This window comes from Olleya sp. 1-3, assembly GCF_002836085.1.
GTDB classification, from domain to species: domain Bacteria; phylum Bacteroidota; class Bacteroidia; order Flavobacteriales; family Flavobacteriaceae; genus Olleya; species Olleya namhaensis.
Map to the genome: position 1 here is coordinate 479,653 of NZ_PJBW01000058.1, position 23,097 is coordinate 502,749.

The window sequence follows — 23,097 nt, forward strand, 5'->3', positions numbered from 1 at the left end:
AATGAAAAATTTTACATACTTACTTTTTGCTTTACTTAGCATTGCAACTTACGCACAAAACGGATCTGTTTCTGGAACACTAACAGATAAGGAGTTTAATAACGAACCGTTATCTTTTGCAAACATCCTTATTAAAGGAACTACAACCGGAACAACATCTGATATGGATGGAAGCTACACCTTTTCTGATCTTAAACCGGGAACCTATAATATAGAGTTTAGTTTTGTTGGATATGAAACGCAAACTATACCAGCAACGGTTGAAGCTGGTAAAAACACAGAAATCAATGTTGCGATGGGCGCAAGCGCTGCAACATTAGACGAAGTTGTACTAGAAACTGTTACTACTAAAAGAGAAAGTGAAACGGCTTTATTATTAGAACAGAAAAAAGCAGTCGAAATAAAACAAATTATTGGTGCTGAAGAATTATCTAGAAAAGGAGTCAGCGATGCAGCTGGTGCTGTTGCCAAAATATCTGGTGTGTCTAAACAAGAAGGCTCAAGTAATGTGTATGTAAGAGGGCTTGGTGACAGATACCTTAACACAACAATGAATGGTTTATCATTACCATCTAATGATGTTAACAAGAAAAACATTGACTTAAACTTATTCTCTTCGGACGTTATTCAAAACGTTTCAATAAGTAAGGCTTATGCGTCTCAGTTTTATGGCGATTTTGCTGCCGGTAATGTAGACATTACTTCTAAAGAACATAAAGGAGGTAGTTTTGTAGAAGCCTTTTCTGGAACAGGTTTTAACACCAATGCAATAGATAAAAACTTTGTAAGAAGCGAAGGGACTGGATACTTTGGATATTACGGACGTGGCGAGCATAATCCGTTTGCGATTGTATTATCTCATGGTGTAGATGCAGTTGCTGTGGACACACCTATTAATGTTGCCTATGGCGCTTCTGGAGGAAGTTCTTTCAATTTTGAAAATGGTTCTAGATTAAGTTTCTTTTTAACGGGTGGATTTGAAAACAACTACGAGTACAGAAAAGGAAAGTCTGTAGATTTCTCTACTGTAGAGAAAAAAGCATTTGAAGCCTCTGAAGAGTTTGAGTATTCTACGACTACAACTGCTATGGCTAATGTAAACTATAAAATAAATAGTGATAATTCAATTAGCTTTAATTCGGTATTCATAAACAGTTCTTCTGACGAGGTTGGCTACTTTGGTATTGACGGACAGGGACGTAACAGAGATGCCATATTAAACACAGACAAAGGTTTTTACCAACAAAACATACAATTTGACCAAACTAAAATGTTTGTCAATCAATTAATAGGAAATCACAAATCAGGTGATTATGAATTAGACTGGGGTTTTGGATACAACAAAGTATTCTCTGACCAACCAGACCGTAAGCGTTTTAGTGTAGAAAATTACGATTACGCATTGGATAACGATCCAACAACAAATCCAACATTTTATAGTAATGTCGTGTTCGATAACCAGCGTTACTTCCAAAAAATTGAAGATGACGAATATAACGGTCGTGTTAACCTTGCTTATAACGTTAACGATAATCTTAAATTCAATTTTGGATACAACGGTAGACACAAAACAAGACAATTTAATAACATCAGATATGGATATGACATCATTGATGGAGGTTACCAAATTGCAGATGTAAATAACCTTAATGCTATTTTTAACTTAGACAACCTAAACTTAAATACTGGAGATTCTGGATTATATCAAATCAAGGTTTTAAAACCATATCCTACATTATCAAACACTAACAGACCTGGGCTTTTTGAAAACACATATAATGGTAAACTAAATGTATATGCAGGTTATGCTGACGCAGAAATCAAAGCCGGAGACAAGTGGTTATTTGTACCAGGTGTAAGATTAGAAAACTTTGAACAAAGTATAGATTACAATGTAATAAACTTAGGTAACAACGGGGTAGATTCTAAAACCTCTAAAGAAACATTTATACTACCAAGTTTAAATATTAAATACAGTTTAAGCGATGATCAAAATCTTAGATTATCTGCTAGTAAAACGGTATCGACACCAGAATTTAAAGAAATAGCACCGTTTGTATATGAAGACGTATCGACACGTATTGGTGGTAATCCTGACGTCCTTGGTTATTCAAATGTTTTAAACATAGATCTTAAATACGAATGGTTTTTTAGCAGAAGTGAAATAGTATCTATCGGTGCTTTTACAAAACAAATTGAAGACCCAATCAACCTTGTAGTTGTTGGAGATGCTACCGGAACACAACGATATGTTAGAACAGGAGACAAAGCAACCGTTTATGGTATTGAAGTCGAGTTAAGAAAAGACATTTTAGTGGACGAAGATGATAATACTAATTTATCCTTCGGAGTTAACGCGACTTACATGAAAACAAATCAAGATTTATACGAAAATATAGATGGTACATTTGATTTAGCATTCAATAAAACTGAAGATCAATTACAAGGCGCATCCCCTTTTATCTTAAATGCAGATGTTAGCTACTCGCCTACTTTCGAAAACTACAAGCCTGTTGCCAACCTAGTCTTTTCATATTTCTCTGACAGAATAGACGCTTTAGGATCTGGAGATTTAGGAAATATTGTTGAGAAAAGCGTTCCAACATTAGACTTTATCTGGAAAAACACAATCAACGACAATTTTGAAATCAACCTTAGCGCTAAAAACTTATTAAACCCAACCATTCAATACGTAAGAGAAGACCAAAACCAAGGCGATGTACTAGTAGTATCTGCTAACGGAAAAGGAGTAACAGATTACAAAAGAGGACTAAATGTAGGACTTCAACTTAAATATAAATTTTAACAAAATAAACTTAAACACAAAATACAACTAAAACCAAAAACAATGAAAAAACAAATAATTTTAGGCTTAGCATTAGTATCAATGGTATTCTCTTGTTCAACAGATGACACTTCTGATATTGTAATTAATGACAATAGTGTTACAAACAACAACTCTGGAGGAGACGGAACAACAGACCCTGCAACTATTTTCTTATCTGGAACTTATACTGAAGACTTAACTTTAGATGCAAACAACACTTACAAGTTAAATGGATCTTTAATAATGACAAGTGGTACAACATTAACTATCCCTGCTTGTATGACAATTCAAGCATTAGCTTCCGGAGCAGATGTATACATTGCAATATCTCAGGGTGCAAAAATTATAGCAAACGGTACTGCAGATTGTCCAATTGTATTTACTTCTGACGCTGCAAGTCCAGCTGCTGGAGATTGGGGAGGATTAATCATATTAGGAAAAGCACCTATCAATTCTGTAACAGGAACAAACACTGCTACATCAGAAATTGCAAGTTTACCTTACGGAGGAAATGTAGCAAATGACAATTCTGGATCTTTAAACTATGTACGTGTAGAGTATTCTGGTGGTGCTGCAGATGGACAATCTGAAAACAACGGATTCTCTTTTTACGGTGTCGGTAATGCAACATCTGTAAACTACATTCAAGCATACGCAGGAAAAGATGATGGTATCGAGTTTTTTGGAGGAACAGTTAATGCTAGCTACATCTCTGTAATTAATGCAGAAGACGATTCTGTAGACTGGACAGAAGGTTTTTCTGGAACATTAGAACATGTATACATTTCTAACAGAGCGTCTGACGACAAAGCTATCGAAGCAGATGGTTACAACACGGACTTTAGCAATGCTACTGGAATATTCTCTAAACCAACAGTAAACAATGTAACTATAGTTGGAGAAGGTTCTGCTAACTCTTCTGAAGCAGTAAGATTAAGAGCAGGAACACAAGGTTTATTTAGTAACATAATGATTACTGGATATGCTGAAGGTTTTGACTTAGATGATTTAGAAACTGGAAACGGTGTTGTTAGTGATGATCTTCAAGTAACAGGTGTTACTTTTGTAGACGTAACAGATAAAGTAAAAAATGATACAACTGTAACATTTACAGATGCTGACTTTGCAACTGGAGAAGATACTGCAACAGGTACAGATTACACAACTTGGGGAGCAGGTTGGACAATCAACTAAATCTAAATTATTATCAAAAAAAAAAGCCTTGCGAATGCAAGGCTTTTTTTTTGTATTGTAACTTAATTACTTGTTGCTACTGGATTTTTTACTTTCCATTCGCTAACGTTAGCAATTTTGTTATTCGTATAATCTACTTCTTTAAGAGTGGCATCATTCCAATAAAACCACTTGCCGACTTTTTTACCATTATCATAATTTGCTGAAACTTGTTTCTTGCCTTCCGTGTCAAAACTCAACCACTCACCTTGTAATTTACCATCTGTAGTATAAGCACCTGTTTGGCTTACAACTCCATTGTCATGATAATAAACAACATCTATTAAGTTAGTGTTTGCATTTAGCTTTAAATCTCTTTTGTCTTGAGCAAAAGAAACCACAGTAAATAAAAAAGCAATTGAAACTAAAATTGATTTCTTCATAAATATGGGTTTTTAATATTATATACCAAATATACACATTACATAACATTTATACAACATTTACGTAACATTAAATTAACATTAGAAACGCAATAGCCTGATTCACAATTGTTTAATTAAATTATTTAACACAATAATCCTTAATAATTAGATAATATTAGGGTTACATTAATATCACCTTACTTAGTGATATTTGTTAGTGTCTTAAGACAACACAATTAGTACGTCATATAATCTATTAGTTTTTGTCGACTACATTATTATGATTTCTAATAAGGCTGCTTTAGGCCAAAGCAGCCTTTATTTGTTAAAAAAAACATAAAATAGTAATACTTAGGAAACGTTAAATTAACATTAGTGTTGGTTATTTGCAGCGACAAAAACTAATAACTTAACATGACACGTATTCTATACTTAGCACTTTTTATGTGCTTTACATTATCTGTAAACGCACAAGAAATAAGTGACACCTCTTTTGGAAAAGGGTTAATCAATTTTACTGCAAAGGACAGTTCTTTTAGCGTAAAGTTTGCGCCTCGCTTCCAAGTAAGGTCAATGTCATCATGGGATCATGATGGATCACAATACACAAGTCCAGAACATAATTTTATTGTACGTCGTGCACGTTTAAAATTTGATGGTTTTGCTTACAGTCCAAAATTAAAATACAAACTAGAATTAGGATTATCTAACAGAGACATCTCTGGAGCTAATCAATTTAACCGTAATACACCTAGATATATCTTAGATGCTGTTATTATGTGGCATTTTGCAGAAAACTGGGAGCTTTGGGCAGGTCAAACAAAATTACCTGGTAACGTAGAGCGTGTGGTATCTTCAGCCAATCTTCAACTTATTGATCGTTCTATGTTAAACAGTCGTTTTAATATTGACCGTGATTTAGGACTTCAACTTAGACATAAATCAGACTTAGGTGGTGGGTTTTTAATGCGTGAAAAATTAGCGATTTCTCAAGGAGAAGGTCGTAATGTTTCAGAAGGAAACGAAGGTGGTTTACAATACACTAGTCGTTTAGAACTTTTACCTTTCGGAACATTTAAATCAAAAGGAGATTATGTTCAAGCAGATTTAAAACGTGAAGAAACGCCAAAATTAATGGTAGGATTCACATATAACTACAACCAAAATGCAGTTAGAGAACGTAGTGGTCTAGGAGACTATATGTTTAAAAGTGATGGTAGTTTATACGAAACTAATGTGACAACGCTTTTTGCTGATGCCATGTTTAAATACCAAGGGTTCTCTTTTATGGCAGAATATGCTAATCGCGACGCCGACAACCCAATTGCTTTAGACACAGATGGTACAACGCCAACTGGAGATGTTGTATTGGTTGGAAATGCAATAAACCTACAAGCCGGTTACTTATTTAAAACTAATTATGAAATTGCAGGTCGTTTTACATCATTAACATACGACAGCGTTACAGGAAGTCTTCCAACAAAACAATATACACTAGGAGGTTCTAGATATCTTGTTGGACATAAACTAAAAGTACAAACGGACTTAAGTTACACAACAGTTGATGGTAACGAGGATAACATTACTTTTAGACTAGGATTTGACATTCATTTTTAAAGTCAAAACATAACATTGTCGTAACATTGCAATGGAAAACAGTAAAGATATTTGCAAACTTATTTTAATTAAAAATTATGGATAATATTTATTTATTTATGTTGATTGCCATCATAGTGTTGGCGGTAGTTGATATTGTTGTTGGTGTAAGTAATGATGCGATCAACTTTTTAAATTCTGCTATTGGTTCTAAAGCCATTTCTATGCGTACTATAATGATAGTCGCTAGTTTAGGGATCTTTATTGGAGCTGTATTTTCAAGCGGAATGATGGAGGTAGCACGAAAAGGTATTTTTGTACCTGCCATGTTTAGCTTTGAAGAAATCATGTACATCTTCATGGCTGTTATGATTACCGACATTTTACTATTAGACTTTTTTAACACCTTAGGATTACCTACATCTACTACAGTTTCGATTGTATTTAATTTGTTAGGGGCTGCGGTTGTTATGTCTTTAATTAAAATTAGCGGGTCAGACACGCAAACTTTTGCAGATTTAGGAAACTACATTAATACCAAGAAAGCTATAGAAATTATAACAGGAATAGTCATGTCCGTGTTTATAGCCTTTTCTGTTGGTGCATTAGTACAATGGGTTTCTCGTTTAATATTCACGTTTCAATATGAGAAAAAATCTAAACATTTTGGTGCAATATTTGGAGGAGTATCATTAGCTGCAATCACCTATTTTATTTTCTTAAAAGGATTAAAAGGAACACCTTTTTATAAAAGCATCAAAGGATCAATAGAAGGAAACGAGCTATACATCATACTTGGAAGTATTGTAGTATGGACTTTGTTCTCTTATGCTTTTCAAAAGTTAACTAAAAAAAGTGTTTTAATTATAGTAATTGCTGTTGGTACATTTGGTCTTGCATTAGCCTTTTCAGGAAATGACTTAGTAAACTTTATTGGTGTACCTATGGCAGCATTCCACTCTTTTGAAGCCATGCAAAATGCTTTTTTAACATCAGGGACATTACCAGCAGATTTCTCTATGGCAGTCTTAGAGAAAAAAGTACCTGCAGAGCCATTATTATTATTTATAGCTGGTGGTATCATGGTATTAACGTTATGGTTTTCTAAAAAAGCAAAAACAGTTGCTGAGACGGAAATTAGCTTATCTAGTCAAGGTGATACACATGAAAAATTTGAGCCAAACATATTATCAAGAGGAATCGTTAAAGGAACCTCTGCTTTATCTGATTACCTAAGTGTAATAATACCAAAATCTACACAGGAAAAAATAGGAAGAAGCTTTGAAAAACCAAGTGCAAAAGCTTTAACTAAAGCACAAAGTAAAGACTTACCTGCTTTTGATATGATTAGAGCAGCAGTAAACTTAATGGTGGCTGGAGTATTAATTGCATTAGCAACCTCTATGAAATTACCTTTATCTACAACTTACGTGACGTTTATGGTTGCAATGGGTACTTCTTTTGCTGACCGCGCTTGGGGACGTGAGAGCGCTGTTTACAGAGTAGCTGGTGTATTAAATGTTATTGGTGGTTGGTTTGGAACTGCATTTGGAGCCTTTTTTGCGGCTGGAACTGTAGTATTCTTAATCAATTGGAATCCTAAAGTAATGGCGCCAATATTATTATTACTGACGGCAATATTACTAGTAAGAAACTATTTAGCACACAAAGAAACATCTAACAAAACAATTCCTGAAGATAGCTTAACAGACTCAGAAAGTAGTTCTGTACAGGGTGTTATTCACGAAAGTGCAAAAAACATTGCTAACGTTGTAAAAAGAGGAAACAAAATTTACACTAACGCTATTAATGGTTTAGCTAAACAAGACAGTGTTTTACTTAAGAAAAACAAAAAACAGGTCATTAAATTATCTGACGAAGTAGATTCTCTAAGAGATAACATATTCTATTTTATTAAAAATTTAGATGAATCTAGTTTAAATGCAAGTAACTTTTATATTAACATATTAGGATACTTACAAGATATGACACAGTCTTTAGACTACATTACTAAAATGAGTCATAAGCATGTGAATAACAATCATAAAAAATTGAAATTCAGTCAAATTAAAGAGTTAAAAGAAATTGATGGTCGTTTTGATTTATTTTTCAATAACACGCAAAACGCTTTTAATTCAGGATCTTTCGAAGAAATAGGAGACATTCTAGGTAGAAAGAAAGAAATCATGGAACTAGTGACTTCTAAAATATTAAAGCAAGTAGAACGTACTAGAACGGAAGAGTCTAGTCCAAAAAACACAACTTTATATTTTAACTTATTATCAGAAACTAAAGATTTACTTAGCGCAACTATGAATCTTTTAGAAGAGTATCACAATGCACACGATGCGTCTGTTACTCCTGCAAAAATAGAAGAAGAATAAACTACAGTTAACTTATAATTTAAAAGCCACCTTTTATTAAGGTGGCTTTTTTTATTTAAAACAAACCAAATAATATATAACCTAAGGCTGCTCCAATTATAATAACCCAAATAGTGCTAACCTTGGTTTTAAACACTAAAAACAAAGCAGTCAAGGCTATAACTATTGTTTTCCAGTCCACTAATGTTTCTTTAGTCATAATAATTAAAACGGCTAGCATTATAGCAACTGCAGCAACATTTACAGCATCCAAAAAGTAACGCAATACTTTAGATTGTTGCATTCTTGAGATATAGGGGTTTAAAATAAGCACAAATAAAAAGGAAGGTAAAAAAATACCAGTAGTAGCAGCTAATGCTCCCGATAATCCAGACAATTGATACCCTATAAAAGTAGAAGTAGATAAAACTGGACCAGGCGTAAATTGTCCCACTGCAATAGCATCTAACAGTTCTACCCTAGTTAACCAGCCTTTAGTTACTAATTCTGCATCTAAATACGCAAATAAGACGTATCCACTACCATATAAAATAGCACCGACTTTTAAAAAAGTCCAAAACACATTAATAGCTGTTATTTTTAAAATAGAAGCACTAACACCAGACACCAGAAAAAAGGGCATTATAGAATTTAGACTATTAACCTTGCGCTCTTTTAAATAAAAATAAAGCATCCCAACTACACCCGCTGTTAGCAATGCAAAAACCTCATTGACACCTAATAAACTAGCTACCAACACCAAAACACCAATTACAGTAAGTTCTATTGTTTTGACCGCTTTTTTACCTAATTTGATAACCGCAGACGCAATAATAGCCAAAACTGCAGGTTTTATACCAATTACAAAAGGTTTAACTTTTGGCAAATCACCATACTTAACATAAAAATAAGCCAAAATAGCAGTTATAATAATGGCCGGAAAGATAAAAGCCAATCCTGCTACAAACAACCCTTTTTTACCAGCACGCTCATAACCGCAATGCATGGTCATTTCGGTAGAGTTTGGTCCTGGTATTAAATTAGTAGTCCCAATTAAATCCAAAAAATACGATCTAGTCATCCATTTTCTTTTGGTTACTACCTCCTCTTCCATCATAGCAATATGTGCTGCTGGACCACCAAAAGCAAAACACCCTAATCTAAAAAAAACAATTGCTACTTCTTTAAGCTTTGTATTCATCAAAAATCAATATTTAATGCTAAGTTAATTAATTACAAAGATCTTCAAAAGACAACAAGAATACTGCGGATTAGTTTAACCTTACCTATATTTTGTATTTTAGTAAATAAATTATAATATGAAATTATCACAAGTCGCATTTATATTAGTGTTCAGCTTAAGCTTAACCTACTCTTTTGGTCAAACTCTGACTGGTCAGCAATTACTAGAGAACGCTATAAAATATCACGATCCAAATAACCAATGGACCAACTTTAATGACACTTTAAATGTAACAATGGAACTGCCTAAAAGTTCAAGTAGAGACAGTCAAATTATAATAAACCTACCACAAGAAACTTTCTATTTAAAAGCTGTAAGAGATACCATAACTACAGAATATACCGTTAGAAAAGACACCTGTAACATAACCTATAACGGTAATTCTAAAATAACAGCAGCCTTTGCTAAGACACATAATTTAAGTTGTGAAAGAGCCAAAATGTTTAAAAATTACTATACCTATCTTTATGGTTTACCTATGAAATTAAAAGATCCAGGAACAATAATAGACCAAACAGTACAACAAAAAACATTTAAAGGAAAAGACTACTTAGTCTTAAAAGCATCTTATGATAAAGCTGTTGGAAGCGATGTTTGGTTTTTCTATTTTAACCCTGAAACCTTTGCAATGGAAGTATATCAATTTTTTAAAACAGATGACCAAGGAAAACTAAAATTAGATACTGGAGAATATATTTTGCTAACAGAGCAATTAGAGGTAAATCAAATAAAGATTCCAAAAGTACGTGCTTGGTACTATAACAAGGATGACAAGTATTTAGGAACAGATATCTTAAAAAAATAGACTTTAAAACATCTAAAAAGTGATGCTGTGCGTAAATACTATAATTAATTAGTTAAAACAAAATATGAAAAAAACAGCAATCTCACTACTAGCATTAATAGTATTAGCATCATGTGTATCTAAAAAGAAATATGTCGCACTAGAACAGCAAAATGGCGAAATTACTAGCCAATTACAAAAAACTCAAGTTGAAAAAGAAGACTTAGAAGCTAAATTCGCGAAAATAGAATCTAGAGTAAATGATTACAACTCTAAGATTAACAACCTGACTAATGAGGTTGGCGTTTTAACTGAAGAGAATCAAACTAAATTTGATGCAGTTGGTAATAAAGCTGTTATTTCTGAAAAAGCAAAAATTGGAATGCGCGAAACGTTAAGTAAAGTTAGTCCTGATGTAATGAAATATTACACAACGGTAGAAGACTCTATGAATCTTGCCTTATCCTTAAACCTTAAGCGTTTTGTGGATACAACAGATTTAGATGAAAGCGATGATATCTCAATAAGCATAGACAAAACTGTAGTAATGATATCTATATCTGACAAAATGTTATTTAACAGCGGAAGTTACAGAATTAACAAAAAAGCAGATAAAATTTTACAAAAGTTAGCTGATGTTATAAATTCTGAGCCAAGTTTAGATGTTATGATAGAAGGTCATACAGACTCTAGAAGTATTAGCACAAGTAAAGTTGCAGACAACTGGGATTTAAGTGTTTTACGTGCCACTTCTGTGGTTAGAAAACTTGAAAAAGACTTTGGTGTTGCGCCAGAAAAATTAATTGCATCTGGAAGAAGTAGCTACCAACCGCTAACAGAAAACGATACTAAAGAAGGACGTTCTAGAAACAGACGTACACGTATTGTTATATTACCAAACATTGATAAGTTTTTTGCTTTAATGGCGTCCAACTAAATCAAACAAAATACAGTAAAATAAAGTAAAAGAAGCATCCATAATTGGGTGCTTTTTTTTGTTTTAAAACGAATAAAAATTATAGTAATCTAGCATCAAAACAATCAAGTTGTGTAAAAAATGAATAATCATTCCTAACCATAGTGTATTGTATCGACTTCTTAAATACCCTAGCAATAAACCAAAAGGGAAAATCCAAAGAAAGGATAGCACAGAAAAATGTATTAAAGCAAATAAAAAGGCAGTTGCAACAATGGTTAACTTGTCCGTAGTAACCTGTTTTAATTGATTAAAAAGAACACCTCTAAAGGCCAATTCTTCAATAATTGGAGGTGTAATAGCTGTAAATAATATCGCCCAGAATAAAGGATGATCTAAGTATAAGTAACTCTCGTAATAGTTTGCAACATCTCCTGCCGAAAATAGGTAATTAACAAATTCGATAAAAAAGTAAACAAAAAAACTAGTAATAATAGGCGTTATGATTGAAAACCCAATCAGTTTTAAATTCACATTATCAAAACTATACAGCTTTAAAAGCGGTTTTAAATTTAAAGAAGCAAAACCAACGACGATGCAAGCAAAACCAATTTCGACAAGAATATCAGCTTCTAGATTAAACGGAAATGTGAGCTCTATATAATACACTAATACGATAAATACCAACATTGCTATATAAAAGCCAATAATAGTATTTACATTTTTAATTTTTGTTATGGTTGTCGTTTTGCCAACAGCGGTTCCGCATTGAGAACAGAATTTTACTTCAGTTTCAAAAGCTGCATGACAATGCTTACAAGATAACTCCATTAAGCAGATTTGGTTATTGAAGACGCAGAATAGATTCCTTTAGCTAAAAATACAATAATTAAGACTTTCCAAATTATACCTGCAACCAATGTTAACGGATCAGCAATAGCTGATATAACTATAACAGTCAAATATAATAGCAAACCTAAAAGTAGCGCTACTAAAGGTTTTCGGTTGGACCACGATCCTAATATTACATAAATAAAACCGACAATAACATTTATAAGTAAGGCACCAACATCACTATCTTGAAAGTATAAAAACAAGCCAAAAACAAGAACAATACCCGCTATAACATACAGCGTATTTCTAGCTGATTTTATTTTTTCAGCTGCATTATTGTTTTTACGCTTATTCATCACGCGTTTAGCATAAAACTTAGCAACGTCCTGTTCTGTTCCTTTTATTGGATACCCACATTCTTCACAAAATGAATCTTCTTCTCGTATAACCGAATCGCAGTTTTTGCATTCTAATGCGGATGTGATAATTTTAGGAGCTTCCATTAAGGGTTCGTTTTGAAATAGAAAGATACTATAATATTGTAGTTTTTAAATAAAAAAAGCATCCATTTCTGGATGCTTTTTTAGATTATAACACTTTAATTTAGATAAGCTCAGCAATCTTATCCATTCTTTTTAAGACCCGCACATAAGGCAATCATCACCTTCTGCTTCTTTAGCCTGAGCAATTAATGCTTTCATTTCTTCCGGCGACATTGCTTCTCCTTTAACACTAGAGGTATTTGCAAATTTAGCTGCTGCATCTGCTGCTGCTTGCTGCTTTTGTGCAACACCATCATTATTAGCAACCTCAACCGTAGCTTTAACTTCTACTGGCTCAGCTTTCTTTTGTTTTGTAACTGTCATTTTCTTAGCGTCCACTGCACTCTTAGATCTTAAGTAGTACATTCCTGTTTTTAAACCACTTTTCCATGCGTAAAAATGCATAGATGTTAGTTTAGCCATAGTTGCACCTTCTAAGAATAAGTTAAGCGATTGTGATTGATCTATAAAATAACCACGTTGTCTAGACATGTCAATAATGTCTTTCATGCTTAACTCCCAAACTGTTTTGTATAAATCCTTTATGTCTTGAGGAATAATATCTACATCTTGAACAGAACCGTTAGATCTCATGATTTCGTTTTTAAGATCATCATTCCATAATCCTAAGTCTACTAAATCTTCTAATAAATGCTTGTTTACTACAATAAACTCTCCTGATAATACACGACGTGTATAAATGTTAGACGTGTAAGGCTCAAAACACTCGTTATTACCTAATATTTGACTTGTAGATGCTGTTGGCATTGGCGCAACTAATAATGAGTTACGTACACCATGTTTTTTAACATCTTTTCTTAATTTATCCCAGTCCCAACGACCGCTTAAAGTATCTTCTTGAATATTCCATAAGTTATGTTGGAATTGTCCTTGACTTATTGGAGATCCTTCATACGTTTGGTATGGTCCGTCTACTTTTGCTTCTTCCATACTAGCTGTTAATGCAGCATAGTAAAGTGTTTCAAAAATATCTTGATTTAATGCTTTTGCTTCATCACTAGTAAAAGGCATACGCAATTTAATAAATGCATCTGCTAATCCTTGCACACCTAAACCAACTGGTCTATGACGGAAGTTAGAGTTTTCTGCTTCTTTAACAGGGTAGTAATTACGATCAATTACTCTGTTTAAGTTTTTAGTGACACGCTTAGTAATACGGAATAACTCTTTATGGTCAAATTCTCCATTTTTAATAAACATTGGTAACGCTATAGACGCTAGATTACAAACAGCAACTTCATCTTTAGAAGTATACTCCATAATTTCCGTACATAAGTTAGACGACTTAATAGTCCCTAAATTTTTCTGGTTTGACTTACGGTTTGCTGCATCTTTATACAACATGTAAGGTGTTCCTGTTTCGATTTGAGACTCTAAAATTTTCTCCCAAAGCTCACGTGCTTTTATAGACTTTCGTCCTTTTCCTTCTGCTTCATACTTAGTATATAATGCTTCAAACTCTTCACTATGCACATCAGATAATCCAGGACATTCATTTGGACACATTAACGTCCACTCTGCATTGTCTTGCACACGAGCCATAAATAAATCAGGCATCCACATGGCGTAAAATAAATCACGTGCACGTAACTCTTCTGCTCCTGTATTTTTCTTTAAATCTAAAAAGCTAAAAATATCAGCATGCCAAGGTTCGATATACATTGCAAAACTTCCTTTACGTTTTCCACCACCTTGATCTACGTAACGTGCTGTATCATTAAAAACCTTTAACATAGGCACAATACCGTTACTAGTACCATTTGTTCCTGCAATATAACTACCTGTAGCACGTACATTATGGATAGATAATCCAATACCTCCTGCAGATTGCGATATTTTAGCAGTTTGTTTTAATGTGTCATATATACCATCAATACTATCGTCTTGCATTGCTAATAAAAAGCATGAAGACATTTGTGGTTTTGGCGTTCCGGAATTGAAAAGTGTTGGCGTTGCGTGTGTAAAGAATTTTTTAGACATCAGCTCGTATGTTTCGATAGCTGAATCTAAATCGTTTAAATGGATTCCGATAGAGACACGCATTAACATATGCTGTGGTCTTTCGGCAATTTGTCCATTAAGTTTTAATAAGTATGAACGCTCTAAAGTTTTAAATCCAAAATAATCATAACTAAAATCACGATTATAGATAATCGTTGAGTCTAATTTTTCTTTATTATCCATGATAACTTTGTACACCTCATCAGATAATAAAGGAGCTTCCTTACCTGTTCTTGGGTTTACGTATACATACAAATCATGCATTACTTCACTAAATGTCTTTTTAGTGTTTTTGTGTAAGTTAGATACTGATATACGAGCAGCTAAACGTGCATAATCTGGATGAGACGTCGTCATTGTTGCTGCAACCTCTGCAGCTAAATTATCTAACTCACTAGTAGTTACACCATCATATAATCCTTCAATTACACGCATGGCCACTTTTAATGGATCTACAAGTTCGTTTAAGCCATAGCACAACTTACGCACTCTGGCAGTAATTTTGTCGAACATTATTTGTTCTTTTCTTCCGTCTCTTTTAATTACATACATACTTTACACATTTTTTAATGCTTTCCTGATTCGCCTTTCAGAAAAGGGGTTAACATCCTAACCTAAACTTACAATAAGCTGTATTCCAGCAACCTACTTGTTTAGTGATTAATTATATTCCTAGCATTGGAGCAAAAATTAGTACTTAGCATTACATACGTAATGCCTATATTATTTATGTCTCCAAATAAAATTATTTACGATTTGACGTCGATATTAAAAATCGAAATCCATATTGTATTTATCCTCATCAACTTCTTTGTTCATAACACCAGCTTTTTGGTAATCTCCCACTCTTTTTTCAAAAAAGTTAGTTTTACCTTGTAGTGATATCATTTCCATAAAGTCAAATGGATTAGCGGTATTATATACCTTATCGCAACCTAAGTCATCTAATAAACTATCGGTTACAAACTCAAGATACTGAGTCATTAATTTAGAATTCATACCAATTAAACTTACAGGAAGAGATTCTGTTATAAATTCTCTTTCAATGTTTAAGGCATCTACTATAATTTCTTTAATACGTTCTTTTGGTACTTTATTAACTAAATGATTTTCATGAAGGTGTACTGCAAAATCACAATGCATTCCTTCGTCACGAGAAATCAATTCGTTAGAAAACGTTAAACCTGGCATAATACCACGTTTTTTCAACCAAAATATAGCACAAAACGAACCTGAAAAGAAAATCCCTTCTACTGCTGCAAACGCAATTAAACGTTCTGCAAAACTTGGAGAATCAATCCATTTAAGTGCCCAATCTGCTTTTTTCTTAATAGCTGGAAACGTTTCAATTGCGTTAAATAAACCATTTTTCTCAGTTTCGTCTTTAACATATGTATCAATTAATAATGAATACGTTTCACTGTGTATGTTTTCCATCATAATTTGGAAACCATAAAAGAATTTTGCTTCACTATACTGTACTTCGTTTACAAAGTTTTCAGCTAAATTTTCGTTAACAATCCCATCACTAGCAGCAAAAAATGCTAACACGTGTTTGATAAAGTAACGCTCGTCGTCAGTTAATTTTTCTGTCCAATCCGTAATGTCTTGATGTAAATCAATCTCCTCTGCTGTCCAAATGCTAGCCATAGATTTTTTATACCATTCCCATAAATCATGATGTTGAATAGGGAAAATAACAAATCTATCTTTGTTTTCTGCTAAAATTGGCTCTATTTCTTGCGACATTGTATTGGGTTTTTCTGTGATTTTAAATTGCGATTATCTGCCTTGACTTGGGACTAACAAAGATTGGAAATAATCTATGATTTTAAAAGGTGGTTTGTGCTAAATTTTCTCAAAGTTTTTAACATTGATTGTTGAAATGTGGGGCTACAAGTGGCTGTTACTGATGTTGCGGAATTATTTAGTTTTTAATAAGTTTTTATTCCGAAAATTAAACCGAAAAAAGTCTGAAATAACAAAAAAAATCACTACTTTATAACTCCTTTTTTATGATAATTTTCAGAAATCCGCAATATACTGACGCTTAAATAGAAACAACTTTTTACAAGAAAAACAAGCGGTCACAACACTGAAAGTCAACAAAATACACAAAAACAAAATCTAAAAAAGCGTCGTTTTGACTCTCCTAAAAATATTAAAATGATTGTTTTTTATGAATTTAATCGTAAAATATTTATTGATTAACAGCCTTAACAAACACAATTATTATTTGAGAAAATAATTGACATCAATTAGTGTGTCAGATTTGCTTTACAAAACAAGAATTAGACATCAAATCGAACAATAAGCCACTCTGATTTTTACAAAAAACAATAAAGAAAAGACTCCAATTATTATCTTGACATTTTACTTGCCACTTTCTCTAATTCAGTATACCAATCTTCACCAAATCTTCTTACCAAAGCTTCTTTTACAAATTTATAAACTGGCACTTGTAACTCCTTACCTAAAGAACAGGCATCATCACAAATATCCCATTTATCATAATTTACGGCAGAAAACTCAGTATAATCCTTAACTCTAATCGGGTATAAATGACATGACACAGGCTTCTTCCACTCTACCTCACCAGCATTATAGGCTTGTTCAATACCGCACATCGCTGTTTTTTTGTCATCAAAAGTAACATAAGCACATTCTGCACCACCAACTAGAGGTGTTTCAAGATCCCCAAAACCAGTAATTATTGATGTTCCTTGAGCCTCAATAGACGCAATACCTTCTTCACGCAAATACGGCTTAACCTTAGGATAAATTTCTTTTAAAATCCGTGCTTCTTCTTCGCTCAAAGGTGCTCCCGCATCCCCTTCTACACAACATGCCCCTTTACAAGCAGACAGGTTACACACAAAATCTTTTTCGATTATAGACTCAGACACTATTGTTTTACCTAATTGAAACATAATTACGTCTTAATTGTTTTTTAGCAAATATAAAATATCTAATTAAAGTATAAGGTGTTTATCTAAAAAGTAAAACTTCTAGTTAGTTTACTATTGTATTTCAATCAATTACCACTATTTTTGCCGAAAATTTCAGGATAATTTAAATTATAAAATCATGCCTATCAATTTTAAAGAAATATTCACGGTCTTTATGGTGCTATTTGCAGTAATCGATATTGTTGGAAACATCCCGATTATCATAGATTTACGTAAAAAAGTTGGACATATTCAAAGTGAAAAAGCAGCAATTATAGCTGGAGTTATCCTAATTGCATTTCTATTTTTAGGAAAAAGTATCCTAAATCTAATTGGTATTAACGTGAGCTCTTTTGCGGTAGCAGGATCCTTTATTTTATTCTTTATTGCTTTAGAAATGATTTTAGGTATAACCTTATATAAAGAAGAAGACACAAATCCTATAACAGCTTCTGTGTTTCCTTTGGCATTCCCTCTAATTGCAGGACCAGGAAGCTTAACAACCCTATTATCATTACGCGCAGAATACGACATAAAAAACATTATAATAGCGGTTATTTTAAACGTTATTGTTATTTACATTGTGTTAAAAACTTCAAGACGTATAGAACGCTTTATTGGACAAAACGGGATAAACATAATTAGAAAAGTATTTGGAGTGATTTTATTAGCCATAGCAGTCAAGCTATTTACTGATAACATCAAAATACTATTAGCTTAATCCGTAATTATTGTATTTTTGTAAAAATTTTTTCAATGAAACTATTTACCTATATCACAACTATTTTAGCTATTGCGTTAATAATTTACAACGCTGGCAAACTTGATTTTTCTGCTTTATTTCAAGGCGAAAGTATTGTTGCCATGATTACCATTTTAGCTTCGCTTTGCGCTATTGCTTTAGTACAAATCTTACGTGTTTCTAAAAAAATTGAAGCAAAAACCAAAGGCTAATGCAATTTGACACTATAATAATAGGTGGCGGTGCTGCAGGCTTATCTTGTGCTTTAGTTTTAGGCTCTGGTTTAAGCAAACCCTTTGCGGAAGGCAAAACGGTTGCTATTGTTATGCATCAAAAAACATCGCATCTACAAAATGCTTTATTCAATAATGTTTTAGGTTTACAACCTGGTAGTTTAGGTAAAGACATACTTGAGGAAGGTGCGCAACAATTAGCCACTTTATACCCACAAGTAGTACAAATCGATAAAGAAAAAGTAGAACAAATAACTGAATCCGAACATGGTTTTAGCATTATAACCAACAAAACAACTTACACCGCAAAACGTGTTGTAATTGCAGTTGGCTACACCAATCTACTAAACATTAAAGGTTTAGAAAACTACATTAAACCACATCCAAAAGCCGCTATTGAAAAAGATAGAATCTGGTTAGAGAACACAGACCACCTAATCAAAGACAATTTATATGTTGCTGGCACATTGGCGGGTTGGAGAAGTCAGTTTGCTATCGCTTCAGGAAGCGGAGCACATGTTGCTACGGATATTTTAACGTTATGGAATAATGGAAAGCACACTAAAGTGCATGATAAAGCCTAGTTACTAGACGTTTGATTTAAATCAATGACTTTATCTATCATAATATCATGCTTGTTTAAAATTTTAAAGTAAGCACCAAAACCAAATAACTGTTCTGCTAAAGTAGCTTTTAAGTAGTGTTTAACCTCTTCTTTATAGGCAACAAAAACAATATTTGATCGTGTTTTTAGTTTTAAGTAATCCTCTAAAGCATGCACCATAGTATCACTAATTGTAAAATTCTCAAAAAAATCTGATTTAGAAATAGCTGCATAGGTAGCTCTATCTTTATCCAACTGTTCAAAAATAAAATTATTTAAATACCCTCTTTTTTCTAAAAACGTAAGGGTTTCGTTTTGCATACTAGTATCGTAAGGCACAAATACATCTGGTATTATACCACCGCCTCCATATACAATGTTTCCTTTAGGTGTTTTAAATTTTAATGAATCTGCTACCTCTATTTTCTTTTCATCTAAAAGCTCCCCTCTATTTAAACGATCTGCAAAATCATCGTAATAATCTCTGTTCCCGTTTTCATAAGAACGTTGGATTGACCGACCTGTTGGTGTATAATACTTTGAAACCGTTAAACGGACCGCACTACCATCACCTAATTTCATTTCGCGTTGCACTAAACCTTTACCATAAGATCGTCTTCCAACAATAGTCCCTTTATCGTTATCTTGTAAAGCACCAGCAATAATCTCGGATGCAGAAGCAGAGTTCTCGTCAATCATAACATAAACATGACCTTCCTCAAACTCGCCTCTACTTGTTGCGTAACTCCTATCTTCTTTTCCTTTTTTATTCCTAGTATAGACCACAAGTTTGTCATCTTCCAAAAACTCGTCTACAATATTTACTGCAATCTCTAAGAAACCACCTGGGTTTCCTCTTAAATCTAAAGCTAAACCAGTAGCACCTTGCTGCTTTAAATTTTTTAATGCTTTACTAAACTCTTTATAAGTACTTTCTGCAAAACGGTTTATTTTTATATAACCTAATGTTTCCGTTAACATGTAAGCAGCATCAACACTTTTAATAGACACCTCATCCCTTGTGACGTCAAACGATAATAGATCTGGCGTTCCTTTTCTAAAGACTTCTAATATTAAATTAGAATACCGCTCCCCTTTTAACTTATCTACTAGCGTATCATTATCATAACCACCACCTAAAAGCGACTCTCCATTAGCAGACACAATCCTATCACCACCAACAATTCCAGCTTTAGCACTAGGACCATTCTCAATCGTTTTAATGACCGTAATTGTATCTTTAAACGTGTAGAAGTTTATACCAATACCAACAAAATTACCTTTCATGTTTTCGGTAACTTTCTGCATGTCTTCTTTAGGAATATAAACAGAATGCGGATCTAAGTTATTTAGAATACCATTTACCGTAACATCTACGATGCTATCCGTATTAACATCTTCTACATACTCATAGTCTATATAATCAATAAGCCTATTAAGCTTATCCTTTTTACTATTAGCAGTAAATAACTTATCTGATGTATCTCCAAAATTTAGTTTTCCGCCAATAAAAATACCTGCCGCAATTGCAACACCTATTATTAAAGGAAAATATATTTTGGCTTTAGACATTATTCTTCTAATTGTTCTATTAATTGCAAATCGATACCAGCCTTTTCTAAAAATTTAAGCCCAGAATCGTCTTTATATCCTTGATTGTAAACCACACGAATAATTCCTGCTTGGTGTATTAACTTACTACACTCTTTACAAGGCGACATGGTTATATATAACGTCGCCCCTTTACAAGATTGGGTAGAAGATGCTACTTTTAAAATAGCATTAGCTTCCGCATGTAAAACATACCATTTTGTATAACCTTCGTCATCTTCACAATAGTTTTCAAAACCACTTGGCGTACCGTTATAACCATCTGAAATTATCATTCGGTCTTTAACTATTAAGGCTCCGACTTGCTTACGTTTACATGAAGATAATTTCCCCCATTCTGTAGCAATTCTAAGATAAGCTTTATCGTATTTAAGTTGTTTTTGTTTTGACATAATTTGGTAATATACAAATGAAAACGCGCACAAAGACGTGTTTGAATACTAACGAAGATACTCGCTTCATATTTCAATTACAATTCTAAACAATAAGTTTTATGAAAACTTTAGTGAAAACTAGTCTAGCATAGGACTATTTAAAAGCATCGGGATAACAAGACCAATAACTATTGCAGATATAACCATTACCCAATCACGTTTAGAAAATCTAAATACGGTTTGAAAAATATATCCTAAAAACAGGATTATAAACACTATAATAATTTGAGCAATTTCAATACCTAAAGCAAACTCAAAAAGCCTAAGTAACTTACTATCTCCTTTATCTAAACTCATCCTAAACTCTCTTGCAAATCCAAATCCATGGACCAATCCAAAAAACAAAGTAGAAACAAATAACAGACCCATTTTTTGACTTTTAGACTGTTTTCCTGCTGTAAACACATTATATATAGCCACAATCATGATGGTAACAGGTATTAAAAACTCTATTAAATTACCATCAATTTTAACCATTCCATAACTAGCCAACACTAACGAAATAGTATGACCAACAGTAAACGTAGTAACTAGCCAAAGCACTCGTTTCCAATCTCTAAACAAATACGGAACAGCTAAAACTATTAAAAATAAAACGTGATCATAAGCATTAATATCTAGCACGTGATTAATACCGTATTGTACGTGTAGCCAAAAGTCTTGGAGCATAAACATTGAGTTTTAGGGTTGCTGTAAAGATACATAAAAACAAAAATGCTTTCCAAATTCTGTGATTATAACACCATAAAAAAAAGGATTTGCTAAAAAACTATAAAATATACTGATAGTTTGGTAAATTTGACCCCAGACTATTATGCAATCAATGACATTATACCCACTAAAATTTAAACCGCTTTACAAATATAAAATTTGGGGTGGCAACAAACTGAGAACAGAATTAGGCAAAAGCTTTACCGAAGAAAACATTGGTGAATCTTGGGAAATTTCTGATGTTAAAAATGACGAAAACGAAGTTTTAGAGGGCGAATTAAAAGGTTTTACATTAAAACAATTAATAAAAAAATATAAAGACGCCTTTTTAGGCACATCAGTTTACAATACTTTTGGCAACGACTTTCCATTACTAATTAAGTTTATTGACGCAAAAACACCGCTTTCTATTCAAGTACACCCAAGTAACGAAATCGCAATAGAACGCCATAATTCGTTTGGAAAAAATGAAATGTGGTATGTCATGCAAGCTGAAAAAGAAGCAGAATTAATTGTTGGCTTTAAAGAACAAATTACTTTAAATCAATTTGAATCAAGCCTAGAAAACAACACACTCTTAAATGTAATGCATAACGAAGTTGTAAAAAAAGGAGACGCTTTTTACATTCCAACTGGTTACGTACACGCTATTGGAGCAGGTGTATTATTGGCAGAAATACAGCAAACATCAGATATAACCTACCGTATTTATGATTACGACAGAATAGAAGAAGCTACTGGACTAAAAAGAGAGCTTCATACAGAGCTAGCAAAACATGTTATTGATTTTGAAGTACACGAAAACTATAAAACAACCTATAGCAAAGCACCTAACAAATCTAACACGTTAATACATTCGCCTTACTTTAAAACTAATTTTATACAAGTAGAAGGTGATTTACAAAAAGATTATTCAACTTTAGATTCTTTTGTAATATACATCTGTGTAGACGGAAGCACGACATTACAGTGGAATAAGAATGTATTTAGTCTAAAAAGAGGCGAAACCATATTACTTCCCGCTGCTATTGAAAACATTTTATTATCTTCCGACTATTGCCAATTGTTAGAAGTTTATTTATAATACAA

Annotated in this window: 20 protein-coding genes; 10 read left to right on the forward strand and 10 right to left on the reverse strand. The window is 33.0% G+C overall.

Annotation, left to right across the window (positions count from 1 at the left end):
- The first annotated feature begins 1 nt into the window (after nucleotide 1).
- Together CXF54_RS15220 and CXF54_RS15225 are read left to right on the forward strand one after the other, a co-directional pair.
- Nucleotides 2-2,806 carry a TonB-dependent receptor gene (locus CXF54_RS15220; RefSeq protein ID WP_101204148.1) on the forward strand — a complete coding sequence of 935 codons (2,805 nt, stop codon included), beginning with the start codon at nucleotides 2-4 and terminating at the stop codon, nucleotides 2,804-2,806.
- Nucleotides 2,807-2,848: 42 nt separating this feature from the next.
- Nucleotides 2,849-4,021: a multidrug transporter gene (locus CXF54_RS15225; protein ID WP_101204149.1), complete on the forward strand. Its 1,173-nt coding sequence runs from the start codon at nucleotides 2,849-2,851 to the stop codon at nucleotides 4,019-4,021.
- A 62-nt stretch (nucleotides 4,022-4,083) separates the two neighbouring features.
- Here the strand turns inward: CXF54_RS15225 and CXF54_RS15230 are convergent, their stop codons facing one another.
- On the reverse strand, nucleotides 4,084-4,443 hold the full coding sequence (locus CXF54_RS15230) for a toxin-antitoxin system YwqK family antitoxin (protein ID WP_090838160.1): 360 nt from the start codon (nucleotides 4,441-4,443) through the stop codon (nucleotides 4,084-4,086).
- Between the two features lie 396 nt (nucleotides 4,444-4,839).
- Between CXF54_RS15230 and CXF54_RS15235 the strand changes: the two genes are divergently transcribed.
- Entirely contained in the window at nucleotides 4,840-6,042 is a 1,203-nt protein-coding gene (locus CXF54_RS15235) for a porin (RefSeq protein ID WP_101204150.1), read from the forward strand.
- Nucleotides 6,043-6,119: 77 nt separating this feature from the next.
- Nucleotides 6,120-8,405: an inorganic phosphate transporter gene (locus tag CXF54_RS15240; protein WP_090838164.1), complete on the forward strand. Its 2,286-nt coding sequence runs from the start codon at nucleotides 6,120-6,122 to the stop codon at nucleotides 8,403-8,405.
- A gap of 55 nt (nucleotides 8,406-8,460) precedes the next feature.
- Here the strand turns inward: CXF54_RS15240 and chrA are convergent, their stop codons facing one another.
- Entirely contained in the window at nucleotides 8,461-9,585 is a 1,125-nt protein-coding gene (chrA, locus tag CXF54_RS15245) for a chromate efflux transporter (RefSeq protein ID WP_101204151.1), read from the reverse strand.
- A gap of 118 nt (nucleotides 9,586-9,703) precedes the next feature.
- On the opposite strand from chrA, the gene CXF54_RS15250 reads away from it, so the two are divergent.
- The gene (locus tag CXF54_RS15250; RefSeq protein ID WP_101204152.1) at nucleotides 9,704-10,432 is read left to right on the forward strand and encodes a DUF6503 family protein; all 729 of its coding nucleotides are present in this window, start codon (nucleotides 9,704-9,706) and stop codon (nucleotides 10,430-10,432) included.
- 64 nt (nucleotides 10,433-10,496) lie between these two features.
- Entirely contained in the window at nucleotides 10,497-11,348 is an 852-nt protein-coding gene (locus CXF54_RS15255) for a flagellar motor protein MotB (protein WP_101204153.1), read from the forward strand.
- A 63-nt stretch (nucleotides 11,349-11,411) separates the two neighbouring features.
- On the opposite strand, the gene CXF54_RS15260 is transcribed toward CXF54_RS15255, so the two are convergent.
- The 5 genes from CXF54_RS15260 to CXF54_RS15280 all read right to left on the reverse strand — a co-directional run bounded on the left by CXF54_RS15260 (nucleotide 11,412) and on the right by CXF54_RS15280 (nucleotide 17,655).
- Nucleotides 11,412-12,158: a CPBP family intramembrane glutamic endopeptidase gene (locus CXF54_RS15260; RefSeq protein WP_101204154.1), complete on the reverse strand. Its 747-nt coding sequence runs from the start codon at nucleotides 12,156-12,158 to the stop codon at nucleotides 11,412-11,414.
- The gene (locus tag CXF54_RS15265; protein WP_101204155.1) at nucleotides 12,158-12,664 is read right to left on the reverse strand and encodes a zinc ribbon domain-containing protein; all 507 of its coding nucleotides are present in this window, start codon (nucleotides 12,662-12,664) and stop codon (nucleotides 12,158-12,160) included. Before CXF54_RS15265 ends, CXF54_RS15260 begins: the two co-directional genes overlap by 1 nt.
- A gap of 132 nt (nucleotides 12,665-12,796) precedes the next feature.
- Nucleotides 12,797-15,277, reverse strand: a complete 2,481-nt coding sequence (locus tag CXF54_RS15270) for a ribonucleoside-diphosphate reductase subunit alpha (RefSeq protein ID WP_101204156.1) — start codon at nucleotides 15,275-15,277, stop codon at nucleotides 12,797-12,799.
- A 216-nt stretch (nucleotides 15,278-15,493) separates the two neighbouring features.
- On the reverse strand, nucleotides 15,494-16,474 hold the full coding sequence (locus CXF54_RS15275) for a ribonucleotide-diphosphate reductase subunit beta (protein WP_090838178.1): 981 nt from the start codon (nucleotides 16,472-16,474) through the stop codon (nucleotides 15,494-15,496).
- A gap of 611 nt (nucleotides 16,475-17,085) precedes the next feature.
- On the reverse strand, nucleotides 17,086-17,655 hold the full coding sequence (locus CXF54_RS15280; protein ID WP_101204157.1) for a DUF3109 family protein: 570 nt from the start codon (nucleotides 17,653-17,655) through the stop codon (nucleotides 17,086-17,088).
- A gap of 157 nt (nucleotides 17,656-17,812) precedes the next feature.
- Between CXF54_RS15280 and CXF54_RS15285 the strand changes: the two genes are divergently transcribed.
- Genes CXF54_RS15285 through CXF54_RS15295 form a run of 3 tightly spaced genes read left to right on the forward strand, consistent with a single transcriptional unit; the run spans nucleotide 17,813 to nucleotide 19,232 of the window.
- Nucleotides 17,813-18,394 (forward strand): MarC family protein, encoded by a 582-nt coding sequence (locus CXF54_RS15285; protein ID WP_090838182.1) that lies wholly within the window; start codon nucleotides 17,813-17,815, stop codon nucleotides 18,392-18,394.
- Nucleotides 18,395-18,429: 35 nt separating this feature from the next.
- Entirely contained in the window at nucleotides 18,430-18,627 is a 198-nt protein-coding gene (locus tag CXF54_RS15290; protein ID WP_090838184.1) for a hypothetical protein, read from the forward strand.
- Nucleotides 18,627-19,232, forward strand: coding sequence for an FAD-dependent oxidoreductase (locus tag CXF54_RS15295; RefSeq protein ID WP_101204158.1), 606 nt, complete (start codon nucleotides 18,627-18,629; stop codon nucleotides 19,230-19,232). The genes CXF54_RS15290 and CXF54_RS15295 overlap by 1 nt, the downstream gene beginning before the upstream one ends.
- Here CXF54_RS15295 and CXF54_RS15300 read toward each other — a convergent pair.
- The 3 genes from CXF54_RS15300 to CXF54_RS15310 all read right to left on the reverse strand — a co-directional run bounded on the left by CXF54_RS15300 (nucleotide 19,229) and on the right by CXF54_RS15310 (nucleotide 21,966).
- Nucleotides 19,229-20,824 carry a S41 family peptidase gene (locus tag CXF54_RS15300; protein ID WP_101204159.1) on the reverse strand — a complete coding sequence of 532 codons (1,596 nt, stop codon included), beginning with the start codon at nucleotides 20,822-20,824 and terminating at the stop codon, nucleotides 19,229-19,231. The two genes, CXF54_RS15295 and CXF54_RS15300, sit on opposite strands and share 4 nt — an antisense overlap.
- Nucleotides 20,824-21,255 (reverse strand): deoxycytidylate deaminase, encoded by a 432-nt coding sequence (locus tag CXF54_RS15305; protein WP_090838190.1) that lies wholly within the window; start codon nucleotides 21,253-21,255, stop codon nucleotides 20,824-20,826. Before CXF54_RS15305 ends, CXF54_RS15300 begins: the two co-directional genes overlap by 1 nt.
- A 120-nt stretch (nucleotides 21,256-21,375) precedes the next feature.
- Nucleotides 21,376-21,966, reverse strand: a complete 591-nt coding sequence (locus CXF54_RS15310; RefSeq protein WP_101204226.1) for a HupE/UreJ family protein — start codon at nucleotides 21,964-21,966, stop codon at nucleotides 21,376-21,378.
- A gap of 154 nt (nucleotides 21,967-22,120) precedes the next feature.
- Between CXF54_RS15310 and CXF54_RS15315 the strand changes: the two genes are divergently transcribed.
- A complete protein-coding gene (locus CXF54_RS15315; protein ID WP_101204160.1) occupies nucleotides 22,121-23,092 on the forward strand; it encodes a type I phosphomannose isomerase catalytic subunit in 972 nt (323 codons plus the stop codon).
- Nucleotides 23,093-23,097: the final 5 nt, after the last annotated feature.

What these genes read in the sequence shown, in the direction of transcription:
- CXF54_RS15220 (WP_101204148.1), top strand. Translation starts at nt 2, where the DNA reads ATGAAAAATTTTACATACTTACTTTTTGCTTTACTTAGCATTGCAACT.
- CXF54_RS15225 (WP_101204149.1), top strand. Translation starts at nt 2,849, where the DNA reads ATGAAAAAACAAATAATTTTAGGCTTAGCATTAGTATCAATGGTATTC.
- CXF54_RS15230 (WP_090838160.1), bottom strand. Translation starts at nt 4,443, where the DNA reads ATGAAGAAATCAATTTTAGTTTCAATTGCTTTTTTATTTACTGTGGTT.
- CXF54_RS15235 (WP_101204150.1), top strand. Translation starts at nt 4,840, where the DNA reads ATGACACGTATTCTATACTTAGCACTTTTTATGTGCTTTACATTATCT.
- CXF54_RS15240 (WP_090838164.1), top strand. Translation starts at nt 6,120, where the DNA reads ATGGATAATATTTATTTATTTATGTTGATTGCCATCATAGTGTTGGCG.
- chrA (WP_101204151.1), bottom strand. Translation starts at nt 9,585, where the DNA reads ATGAATACAAAGCTTAAAGAAGTAGCAATTGTTTTTTTTAGATTAGGG.
- CXF54_RS15250 (WP_101204152.1), top strand. Translation starts at nt 9,704, where the DNA reads ATGAAATTATCACAAGTCGCATTTATATTAGTGTTCAGCTTAAGCTTA.
- CXF54_RS15255 (WP_101204153.1), top strand. Translation starts at nt 10,497, where the DNA reads ATGAAAAAAACAGCAATCTCACTACTAGCATTAATAGTATTAGCATCA.
- CXF54_RS15260 (WP_101204154.1), bottom strand. Translation starts at nt 12,158, where the DNA reads ATGGAGTTATCTTGTAAGCATTGTCATGCAGCTTTTGAAACTGAAGTA.
- CXF54_RS15265 (WP_101204155.1), bottom strand. Translation starts at nt 12,664, where the DNA reads ATGGAAGCTCCTAAAATTATCACATCCGCATTAGAATGCAAAAACTGC.
- CXF54_RS15270 (WP_101204156.1), bottom strand. Translation starts at nt 15,277, where the DNA reads ATGTATGTAATTAAAAGAGACGGAAGAAAAGAACAAATAATGTTCGAC.
- CXF54_RS15275 (WP_090838178.1), bottom strand. Translation starts at nt 16,474, where the DNA reads ATGTCGCAAGAAATAGAGCCAATTTTAGCAGAAAACAAAGATAGATTT.
- CXF54_RS15280 (WP_101204157.1), bottom strand. Translation starts at nt 17,655, where the DNA reads ATGTTTCAATTAGGTAAAACAATAGTGTCTGAGTCTATAATCGAAAAA.
- CXF54_RS15285 (WP_090838182.1), top strand. Translation starts at nt 17,813, where the DNA reads ATGCCTATCAATTTTAAAGAAATATTCACGGTCTTTATGGTGCTATTT.
- CXF54_RS15290 (WP_090838184.1), top strand. Translation starts at nt 18,430, where the DNA reads ATGAAACTATTTACCTATATCACAACTATTTTAGCTATTGCGTTAATA.
- CXF54_RS15295 (WP_101204158.1), top strand. Translation starts at nt 18,627, where the DNA reads ATGCAATTTGACACTATAATAATAGGTGGCGGTGCTGCAGGCTTATCT.
- CXF54_RS15300 (WP_101204159.1), bottom strand. Translation starts at nt 20,824, where the DNA reads ATGTCTAAAGCCAAAATATATTTTCCTTTAATAATAGGTGTTGCAATT.
- CXF54_RS15305 (WP_090838190.1), bottom strand. Translation starts at nt 21,255, where the DNA reads ATGTCAAAACAAAAACAACTTAAATACGATAAAGCTTATCTTAGAATT.
- CXF54_RS15310 (WP_101204226.1), bottom strand. Translation starts at nt 21,966, where the DNA reads ATGCTCCAAGACTTTTGGCTACACGTACAATACGGTATTAATCACGTG.
- CXF54_RS15315 (WP_101204160.1), top strand. Translation starts at nt 22,121, where the DNA reads ATGACATTATACCCACTAAAATTTAAACCGCTTTACAAATATAAAATT.